Here is a 9,261-nt window from a genome sequence, read left to right as displayed (position 1 = left end):
AGGTTGATCAGGTAGTCGATCGCCGCTAGAATGTCCTGCGGTGTCAGCACGCGCATCGTTTCCGGCACGCTGAGGCGCAGTTTGCGGTTCAGCTTGTAGCGTCCAACTTTGCCCAGATCGTAGCGTTTGGGATCAAAGAAGCGGGAATCCAGCAGCTGTTGACCCCCGGAAACGGTGGGTGGCTCACCCGGGCGCAGCTTGCGATAAAGCTCCATTAAGGCTTCTTCTTCGCCAAACTGCCCTTCCTTTTCGATCGTCTTCTGGAAGTACTCAGGGTGGCGTAGCGCATCAAAGATTTCCCCGTCAGTTAAACCCAGCGCCTTCAGAAGCACCTGCGCCGACAGCTTGCGAGTCTTGTCAATGCGGACCCACACAAGGTCGTTTTTGTCAGTTTCAAACTTCAGCCACGCACCCCGATTCGGAATGAGACTGGCATTGTATGTGCGTCGTCCGTTTTTGTCGGTTTCAGACTTGTAGTACACGCCAGGACTACGGACGATCTGATTGACAATGACCCGCTCAGCCCCGTTGATAATGAATGTGCCTCGATCAGTCATTAGCGGCAAGTCGCCAATGAAGACTTCTTGCTCTTTAATTTCACCCGTCTCTTTATTGATTAGACGAGTTGGCACATACATCTGCACGGCGTACGTGCTATCCCGCCGCTTCGCTTCATCAACGTCATACTTGGGGCGCTTTAGCTTATAGTCTTTGCCAAGAAAGTGGAGCTCTAGTTTGCCGGTGTAATCTGTAATTGGCGAGAAACTATCTAGCTCCTCAATCAGTCCCTCCTCCAGAAACCAGCGGAAGCTTGCCCGCTGAATTTCAACCAGGTCTGGTAAAGTAAAGGCGGGTGTAGTGTAGGTCTGCTCAGTCATGCGTCTCCTTCTGACGGGTCACGCCTAGCGCGGTCCCAGATTTTACGTGGTTTGTACGATTAAGTCAATACAAAAATCTCGGATTCTGCTCAGAACCCAAGGCGAAAACTATTCAAGGTGCTGGTTGGAAGTTCAGGACAATCTCCAGTCTCTCAGAGGTGGTTCACATTCACCCATCTTGAGCAGGCAGTTCACGAGTTCTGCCCAACGTGAAAGCTTCTAAGAACGCCTTCGGAAGAAAAATTGAGGTTTAGACACTAATTGCTCGTTCATAGTCCCACTCCTATCTAGTATGACGTAAAATAATGCAATTTGTGGGCAATCTCTAGCAAAGATTAGTAGATTCGTCAAGCGATGTCTCCGGCACTACTAAAAGAGGCGGTAAACCGAATAGCCGACAAGCATTCTGCGTTGTTTGTGTAGCAAACTCCTCCAATGGCACCTGTCGTAGTCGAGCAACCTCCTCTGCTACAAAACGAACGTAGGATGGCTCATTTCGCTTTTCCCCTCGCTTAGGTACCGGAGCTAGGAACGGACAGTCAGTTTCAATCAGCAGACGATCGCTCGGCACCATTTTTGCAGACTCCTGGATCTCAACCGCTTTCTTGAACGTAACGGTGCCGCTGAAGCTGATGAAAAAGCCCAGATCCAGGAACCACTGCGTCTCTTCGGGAGTGCCTCCCCAGCAGTGCATGACGCCTTTTACTGGACCGTGCTGCTCCCAGTATTGACGTAACAGCGCCGCCATGGGTGCGGCGGCATCCCGACAGTGAATAATTACTGGAAGGTCATGCTGCTGCGCGATCGTCAAGTGAGCTTGAAAGGCATCCATTTGCTGCGAACGATTACTGGCTTTGAAAAAGTCCAGTCCAGTCTCGCCGATCGCGACAACACGACGATCAGATTGGGCGAGGCGCTGAATTTCATCCACTACAGCAGGCGTCCACTTGTCCTCTACATCTAGCGGGTGTAAGCCCACCGCAAAGAACAGTTCAGGGAAGCGATCCGCCAGCGCTTGAATGCCATCAAACTCAGCAGGTTCAACGCAAGAGTGCACCAGGCGCACAACGCCAGCATCGCGCCAGCGCTGTGCGACAGCCACCAAATCGGGCTGAAAGGCATCAAAGTTGATGTGAACGTGTGTGTCAATCAACTGCATGGGCAAGTAGGGGCTAGAGGTCAGGAACAGGGGCTAGATGCGGACAGCCTGGAACCTTGACTGAACTACCTACGATGCAGTTGTGGATTTGGCAGGGGACGATCGCTTCAGCGCGCGCGCCAAGCGAGACTTTTTACGTGCGCCATTGTTTCGGTGCAGAACGCCGCGCTTCACAGCTTTGTCAATCTTGCTGTACGCAGACGCCATACGGCTCTGAACTTCCTGCATCAGTTCAGGGCTAGGATTTGCTGCATACGTGTTGACTGCTGTAAGGTAGTTCTTCATTAACGTCTTGACAGCGGATTTGTAACTCTTGTTCCGCAGACGATTGCGCTCAGCGACTTCAACGCGCTTGATGGCAGATTTAATATTAGCCACAGTAAATCTCGAAACCCTTCTATTGAACTCTATTGGACAAACGGACAGGACGCTAGATAAATTACTATAGCATCTCCATGAACAAATAACCCGATCCCCAAAAAATCCAGGTTAAGCTAGAGTAACGAGTACAGGTGCGGCGTTTAGGGTGATTGAACGACTTCAGCACCCTGTTCTTGACCCGGATAGTTCTTAAAGACTGGCATTCTGACTCCATGCTGCGAATCATTACTCAGCGGGCTGAGGCACGAACTGAACTGCGACGAATCTGCGATCGTACCCACGATGATCAGGTTGTCCATAAGGAAGCAACCGTGCGGGAAGTGCTTCAGGCAGTCAAACGCCAGGGAGACCGAGCACTGCTGCATTACACATCCGAATTTGATCGCGTGGCGCTCAAAGCCGATGAACTTCGAGTGAGTGGTTCAGAACTCGATGCCGCTTATCAGCAGGTTTCCAAAGACTTACTCGACGCAATTCGGTTGGCATCTCGCCAGATTGAGGCGTTCCATCGTCAGCGCGTGCCCAAAAGCTGGGTGCACTTCGGTGAAGACGAGGTGGTGCTCGGCAAGCGATATACGCCCGTCGATCGCGCGGGCTTGTATGCCCCCGGAGGTCAGGCAGCCTACCCTAGTACTGTGTTGATGAATGCGGTGCCAGCGAAGGTGGCAGGAGTGCCACGCATCATTATGGTGACGCCTCCTAATGGAGAGAAGGGGATTAATCCGGCGGTGCTGGTAGCAGCGCAGGAAGCAGGCGTAGAAGAAATCTACCGCGTGGGCGGGGCGCAGGCGATCGCGGCGCTTGCGTACGGTACCGAAACGATCCCCAAGGTTGATGTGATTACGGGACCGGGCAACATCTACGTGACGCTTGCGAAAAAGCTGGTGTACGGCACGGTTGGCATTGACTCGCTAGCGGGTCCGTCAGAAGTGCTGATTATCGCGGACAAGGCAGCAAATCCTGTGCATGTAGCGGCGGATATGCTGGCGCAAGCAGAGCACGACCAGATGGCTGCCGCTATTTTGCTGACGGATGATTCGGTGTTGGCGCGTAAAGTTGTGGAGGAAGTCGAGCGGCAACTGGTTGATCATCCCCGCCGCCTGCTGACCGAAAAGGCGATCGCGCACTATGGCTTGGTCGTCGTTGTAGAGTCGCTGGACGTGGCGGCAGATCTCTCAAACGAGTTTGCGCCTGAACACCTAGAACTTGAAATTGCTGATCCCTGGGGACTGCTCGATAAGATTCGCCACGCAGGCGCAATTTTTCTCGGTTGCTCAACGCCTGAAGCCGTTGGAGATTATCTAGCAGGTCCGAATCATACCCTACCGACCTCGGGAGCTGCTCGCTATGCGTCGGCGCTGAGCGTGGAAACCTTTTTGAAGCACTCGAGCCTGATTCAGTACTCGCCGACCGCGCTGCAAAAAGTTGCTAAAGCGATCGACGTGCTGGCAACCACGGAAGGGCTACCGTCTCACGCCGATTCGGTGCGGCTACGGGTTCGAGACAGCTAAACTCTGCTGGAGCCGCAGTAGACTGATGCTCTGACCTAGGTTGAGGGGCAACAGTGAGACGCCTTCTATTCGAGACTGCACCCAGCCTTCGCCCCACTGCCACTCATGAAATCCATCGATTCCTTGGCTTAGCAGAAAGCGGAGGTAATTGGACTCAACCCGGTCAACCGTGTGTTGGATCGCGATCGGTCCCAACACGCTTGAAAAAGTTAATCCAGGCTGAAGCACGTCCGGCAGCCCACGGGAAAGTCGTAGGGGTGCAAGCCACTGCTGAAGTTTCGCTGGATAGAGTAAACTTTCGCGCAGCGCTTGCTCAGAAGCCGCTAGCTCAATTCTGAGATTACTTTGCTGATAAGTTCCTTGCATTGGTGAACTGTTTTAGTGCTGGTATCTTCAGTATGCCAGAGGAGCCATGAGCAACGTTGCGCAACTCACTAAGGATTCCCCATGCGCCTAATCGCCCTTTTGATCCCCGTTCTGTCGATTGTCCTTTCGCTAGCTCCGATCTCGGCACTAGCTGCCCCGCCACTTCCTGCTGCCGATCGTCAAGGAGATTACACCAGTCGTACTAGCCATACGAAGTGGATTGTGACCGATCCAGACTCGAATGGAGTCAACTGTCGCTGGTCCAAGGCAATGCCTGCGGACTGGTTCAATCCAGAAGCGAAACTGCCACCTGCAACATACAGTCAGTGGTCCGTTGTCCGTCAGTTCAAGCGCAATACGGTACTGAACGCAAACACGGCTCCCGCTGGTTTTGCGCTGATGTATGATGTCCAAAACAAGCCGTGGCTGAAGGTGAACCTGGGTCCGAACGATCGCATTTGTCTGGTGCGAGCAAATGCGCGGTTTATCCGTCCGATTTAGCTTTGCAGTGGCACCAGCAAGCGCAGTTTTTCTGTGGACGGGCGGCGCGATCGCCCTCGATCAAAACAGACACTCTATGGAACGACACTCTAGAATAGATAAGTAGAACTGTTAAGAAACGTAAGATTTCAATGGCTGATCAGCTAGTTCGAGCGACGGCAGCGGAAGGGGGCATTCGGGCTGTCGGGGCAATTACAACTCGTCTTTCAGATGAAGCTAGACAGCGGCACAAGCTTTCCTACGTGGCGACAGCGGCTCTGGGTCGTACCATGACGGCTGGCTTGCTGCTTGCTTCTAGCATGAAGCGTCCTGAATCCAGAGTTAATATTCGGATTCGAGGCAACGGACCGCTGGGCGGACTTCTGGTGGATGCTGGACTGGACGGCACAGTGCGCGGCTATGTACACCGTCCGGACGTAGAGCTGCCACCAAACGACAAGGGCAAGCTAGACGTGGGTGGCGCGGTTGGGCACGAGGGCTTTGTTTACGTCGTGCGGGATGTCGGCTTTGGCTACCCCTACTCCAGCACGGTTGAATTGGTTACAGGGGAGATTGGGGACGACATCACTCACTATCTCGCATCTTCTGAACAGACGCCCTCAGCGCTTGTCCTTGGTGTATTTGTGGATGCAACCGGGGTAACGGCAGCAGGTGGCTTGCTGATTCAAGTTTTGCCCAAGGCTGCGACCGATGAGGGACTCGTTGAGCTGCTAGAATCTCGCATCAGCGCGCTGGCTGGCTTTACGCCCATGCTTCAGGCAGGTAAAACTTTGAACGATATGTTTGAGCAACTGCTAGGGGATCTGGGCTTAGAGATTCTGCCGGAAGTGCAGCTACTTCGCTTTCACTGTCGCTGCTCTCACGATCGAGCCTTGGGTGCTCTGAAGCTATTCAGCATTCCTGAACTAGAGTCGATGATTGTTCAGGACGATGGTGCAGAGGCTGTTTGTGATTTCTGCGGCAACGTATATCGGGCTAGTAGTGACCAGCTAGAGCAACTGATTGGAGAACTGAGAGCAGAATCCTCCCTGTGACGCGAAAGAGCCGCGACTAGTCGCGGCTCTGCTACCTGTAAGTCTGTCTATAAAGCTGCAGAACTTAACGTGAATTAAATCGCGCTGTTGAGGCTAACCAATTGATTACGGACGGCGCTCCAAGCGATCTTGTGCGCTTTCGTCTCCTCACCGTACCACTGAATCGCCGAGTTAAACGCAGTGCGGTAGAGCGTTTGGGCGGCTTCTGACAGACGATCGCGGATACTTGCAGGTAATTCCCGATTCGATCGATACGACATCACCGTCACCTCCAGCAAATGGAATAATTGAATAGTAGTCTGGCTTACCCATCTGCATGTATATCCCGAGGCCGAGTTTGTAATCTACATAACTTAACTTAGCCAACCACTTTACAAGGAGTCCACCTTGATCACCAGCACGTTGAAAACAACTCAATCAGAAGAAATTTTTGCAGCAGCTCAAAAATTGATGCCCGGTGGCGTTAGCTCTCCGGTTCGCGCCTTTAAGTCGGTTGGCGGGCAGCCGATCGTGTTCGATCGCGTGAACGGCGCTTACGCTTGGGACGTAGACGGCAACCGCTACATCGACTATATCGGCACGTGGGGTCCGGCAATCTGTGGACACGCTCATCCAGCCGTGATTCAAGCGCTGCACGAAGCGCTAGAAAAAGGAACTAGCTTTGGCGCACCCTCACGTCTAGAGAATGTTCTGGCAGAGATGGTAATTGACGCTGTACCCAGCATCGAAATGGTTCGATTTGTCAACTCTGGGACCGAAGCTTGCATGTCGGTGCTGCGGTTGATACGGGCGTTTACTGGACGTGAAAAAATCATCAAGTTTGAAGGCTGCTACCACGGACACGCCGATATGTTCTTGGTCAAGGCGGGTTCTGGCGTGGCTACGCTGGGCTTGCCTGACTCTCCAGGAGTTCCCAAATCGACAACGGGCAGCACGCTCACTGCCCCGTTTAACAGCTTAGAAGCAGTTAAAGCGCTGTTTGAGGAAAATCCTGGCGAGATCGCAGGAGTCATTCTAGAGCCGATCGTAGGCAATGCGGGCTTCATTCCGCCAGATGCAGGCTTTTTGGCAGGACTGCGGGAAATAACCCAAGAGAACGGCGCGCTGCTCGTCTTTGATGAAGTGATGACGGGATTCCGCATCGCGTACGGTGGCGCTCAAGAGAAGTTTGGCATCACGCCAGATTTGACCACGCTCGGTAAAATCATCGGCGGCGGGTTGCCTGTGGGCGCCTACGGCGGACGCAAGGACATCATGGGCATGGTAGCGCCTGCGGGACCCATGTACCAGGCGGGCACGCTCTCTGGAAATCCGCTGGCAATGACCGCAGGCATCAAAACGCTGGAAATTCTGCGCCAGTCTGGTACCTATGAGACGCTTGATCGTATCACCAAGCGTCTGTCGGACGGGCTGCTGCAAATTGCTAAGGAGACGGGGCACACAGCATGCGGCGGGCAAATCAGCGGCATGTTTGGACTGTTCTTTACTGAAGGTCCAGTCCACAGCTACGAAGACGCCAAGAAATCTGACCTGACCAAGTTCAGCCGTTTCCATCGCGGCATGTTGGAGCACGGCGTTTACCTGGCTCCGTCTCAGTTTGAGGCTGGCTTTACATCGCTAGCGCACACTGACGAAGACATCGATCACACCCTGGAAGCAGCGCGTTCTGTTCTGTCTATGCTGTAGGTAGCTGTATAGACCTGTTAACAAGTTAAGTTGAACCCCGGCTAGTCCGGGGTTTTTTACAGGTTAAAGCCTTTCTGACGCAGTCCTTGCCGCAGGCGATCGGCTTCCGGCGATCCCTGCTGCTCGTGCAGCGAGATCGCCTGCTTAAAGACAGACAGCGCCTCTAGAATTTTGCCAGAGTTCCACAAGGCAACACCCAAATTCTGGTAGGCGTCGGCATAGCTAATGTCTAAGTCGATCGCCTGCTGGTAGTGGGCGATCGCGCCGTTTAAATCCCCCAGCGCTTTTAGCGCCGCTCCTAGGTTAAACTGCCCAATTGCAAAAGTGGGCGCAGCCTCTACCACAGCCTGAAACAGCACCTTAGCGCCTGAAGGGTTTCCCTGCTCCATGCGTAAACTGCCCCAGTTTGTGTAAGCGCCCAATTTTTGAGCGGTCGAGATCGGTTGTTCTACCGCTGCTTGATAGTGGTGCTCTGCCTGTGTAGTCTGCTGTAGCTGCCGATAGACGCTGCCCAGATGATAATGCAACTCATAGAGCACGGTGGGTTCTGTCTGGGGCGATCGCAGTCCACGCTGAAGCAGCTCAAGTCCGGCTTCGATCTCTCCGGTTTCGGCGTAGAGTGCGCCGAGCTTATTGCAGATATAGGCATCCTCTGGATGAGCGGACAGGAAGCGCTGCATAGTTGTGCGGGCGCGATCAAACTTTTGACGCTGGGCGATCGTGCCCGGTTGATAGCCCGTGTGGTGCATCGCGACCTGTGGTAGCTGCACGACGCGCCAGTGTGGTTCTCGCTGCAAGATTGCGGCAACGCTGTCGTCGATCAACTCGTGGTACGGACGAAAAAAGCGAATATCAGGACGATTGCGAAACAGACGCGACACTGCCGAGTAGGGTGCCTGTGCTGCACCAACTTCCCGCCGCAGTAGGTTCACTGCCAGAATGTCTTTGGTTTGGATCACCTGCTTTAGAGCAGGAATACTGTCTGGCAATAGCCCTTCATCAGCGTCCAGCACAAGAATCCAATCGCCTTGAGCAAGCTCCAGCGAAACATTCCGTGCCGCCGAAAAATCATCACACCATTCAAATGGATGCACTCTAGCTCCAAATTCGCGCGCGATCGCGACGGTACGATCGACCGATCCGGTATCTACAACCACTAGCTCATCGACGATCGCTTGCACACTTTGCAGGCAGCTCGGCAAGGCGGTTTCCTCGTCCCGGACGATCATGCACAGGCTTACACTCATGGCAGTTTTGACGAATCATCGGTACCCAGTAGCGCATCGCAGTAGCGAATTAACGTTGATACGCGATCGCGGATCTGCTCCTGCCGCTGTCCTGCTGTTGCTGACTGCCGCGCGGCTTGCAGAAACAGACTATCCATTGCCAGCAGCCGCAGTTGTTTATTCATTTCCACCTGGTAAGACTGTACTTGCTGCTGCTGTACCGGATCGAGATCGTCTATCGATAGGGTGAGAAGTTGAGTTTGGAACCAAGGCTGTAATTCTGCAATTGCCGTCGATAGCGTTGCGCGATCGTCCTGGTCAAGCGCTCCACCAAGGATCTCAACTTTATGCTTAAACACTTGATAGGCTTGTTGATGCACGTTTGTCAGCATGGTGCCTTACTTCCTAATTCCGCTGCGATCAACAACGAATTTTCCCTGAGTTTGAATCAATGCACTTAGGTAGATGTAAAGAATCGTAGTCTGCTTGCTAAGATGGATGTTACTTAAAGCTTTACAT

10 protein-coding genes and 1 pseudogene are annotated in these 9,261 nt (G+C 53.3%); 4 read left to right on the top strand and 7 right to left on the bottom strand.

Annotated elements, in window-relative coordinates; translation table 11 throughout:
* The 3 genes and pseudogenes from H6F43_RS19705 to rpsT all read right to left on the bottom strand — a co-directional run.
* Positions 1-878: pseudogene (locus H6F43_RS19705) on the bottom strand (DNA-directed RNA polymerase subunit beta); the annotation flags it as partial.
* Between the two features lie 325 nt (positions 879-1,203).
* Complete coding sequence (locus H6F43_RS19700; protein WP_190344657.1) at positions 1,204-2,037, bottom strand: TatD family hydrolase; 834 nt, start codon at positions 2,035-2,037, stop codon at positions 1,204-1,206.
* A gap of 69 nt (positions 2,038-2,106) precedes the next feature.
* Positions 2,107-2,415 (bottom strand): 30S ribosomal protein S20, encoded by a 309-nt coding sequence (rpsT, locus tag H6F43_RS19695; protein WP_190344655.1) that lies wholly within the window; start codon positions 2,413-2,415, stop codon positions 2,107-2,109.
* 215 nt (positions 2,416-2,630) lie between these two features.
* Between rpsT and hisD the strand changes: the two genes are divergently transcribed.
* Positions 2,631-3,929, top strand: a complete 1,299-nt coding sequence (gene hisD / locus H6F43_RS19690) for a histidinol dehydrogenase (protein ID WP_190344653.1) — start codon at positions 2,631-2,633, stop codon at positions 3,927-3,929.
* On the opposite strand, the gene H6F43_RS19685 is transcribed toward hisD, so the two are convergent.
* Complete coding sequence (locus tag H6F43_RS19685) at positions 3,909-4,295, bottom strand: hypothetical protein (RefSeq protein WP_190344651.1); 387 nt, start codon at positions 4,293-4,295, stop codon at positions 3,909-3,911. The two genes, hisD and H6F43_RS19685, sit on opposite strands and share 21 nt — an antisense overlap.
* A gap of 81 nt (positions 4,296-4,376) precedes the next feature.
* On the opposite strand from H6F43_RS19685, the gene H6F43_RS19680 reads away from it, so the two are divergent.
* Complete coding sequence (locus tag H6F43_RS19680) at positions 4,377-4,796, top strand: hypothetical protein (RefSeq protein ID WP_190344649.1); 420 nt, start codon at positions 4,377-4,379, stop codon at positions 4,794-4,796.
* 131 nt (positions 4,797-4,927) lie between these two features.
* Positions 4,928-5,830 carry an Hsp33 family molecular chaperone HslO gene (hslO, locus tag H6F43_RS19675; protein WP_190344647.1) on the top strand — a complete coding sequence of 301 codons (903 nt, stop codon included), beginning with the start codon at positions 4,928-4,930 and terminating at the stop codon, positions 5,828-5,830.
* Positions 5,831-5,904: 74 nt separating this feature from the next.
* On the opposite strand, the gene H6F43_RS19670 is transcribed toward hslO, so the two are convergent.
* Entirely contained in the window at positions 5,905-6,090 is a 186-nt protein-coding gene (locus H6F43_RS19670; RefSeq protein WP_190344645.1) for a ChaB family protein, read from the bottom strand.
* A 127-nt stretch (positions 6,091-6,217) separates the two neighbouring features.
* Between H6F43_RS19670 and hemL the strand changes: the two genes are divergently transcribed.
* Positions 6,218-7,516, top strand: a complete 1,299-nt coding sequence (hemL, locus tag H6F43_RS19665) for a glutamate-1-semialdehyde 2,1-aminomutase (RefSeq protein WP_190344643.1) — start codon at positions 6,218-6,220, stop codon at positions 7,514-7,516.
* A 56-nt stretch (positions 7,517-7,572) separates the two neighbouring features.
* On the opposite strand, the gene H6F43_RS19660 is transcribed toward hemL, so the two are convergent.
* Together H6F43_RS19660 and patD are read right to left on the bottom strand one after the other, a co-directional pair.
* Positions 7,573-8,763 carry a tetratricopeptide repeat protein gene (locus H6F43_RS19660; RefSeq protein ID WP_190344641.1) on the bottom strand — a complete coding sequence of 397 codons (1,191 nt, stop codon included), beginning with the start codon at positions 8,761-8,763 and terminating at the stop codon, positions 7,573-7,575.
* Complete coding sequence (gene patD, locus H6F43_RS19655) at positions 8,760-9,134, bottom strand: heterocyst frequency control protein PatD (protein WP_190344639.1); 375 nt, start codon at positions 9,132-9,134, stop codon at positions 8,760-8,762. The genes H6F43_RS19660 and patD overlap by 4 nt, the downstream gene beginning before the upstream one ends.
* Positions 9,135-9,261 lie beyond the last annotated feature (127 nt).

Source organism: Leptolyngbya sp. FACHB-36, assembly GCF_014695955.1.
In the GTDB taxonomy this organism is placed as follows: Bacteria; Cyanobacteriota; Cyanobacteriia; order Leptolyngbyales; family Leptolyngbyaceae; genus FACHB-36.
The sequence above is the reverse complement of the archived record's forward strand: the minus strand, read 5'-3'. Positions and strand labels throughout refer to the sequence as shown.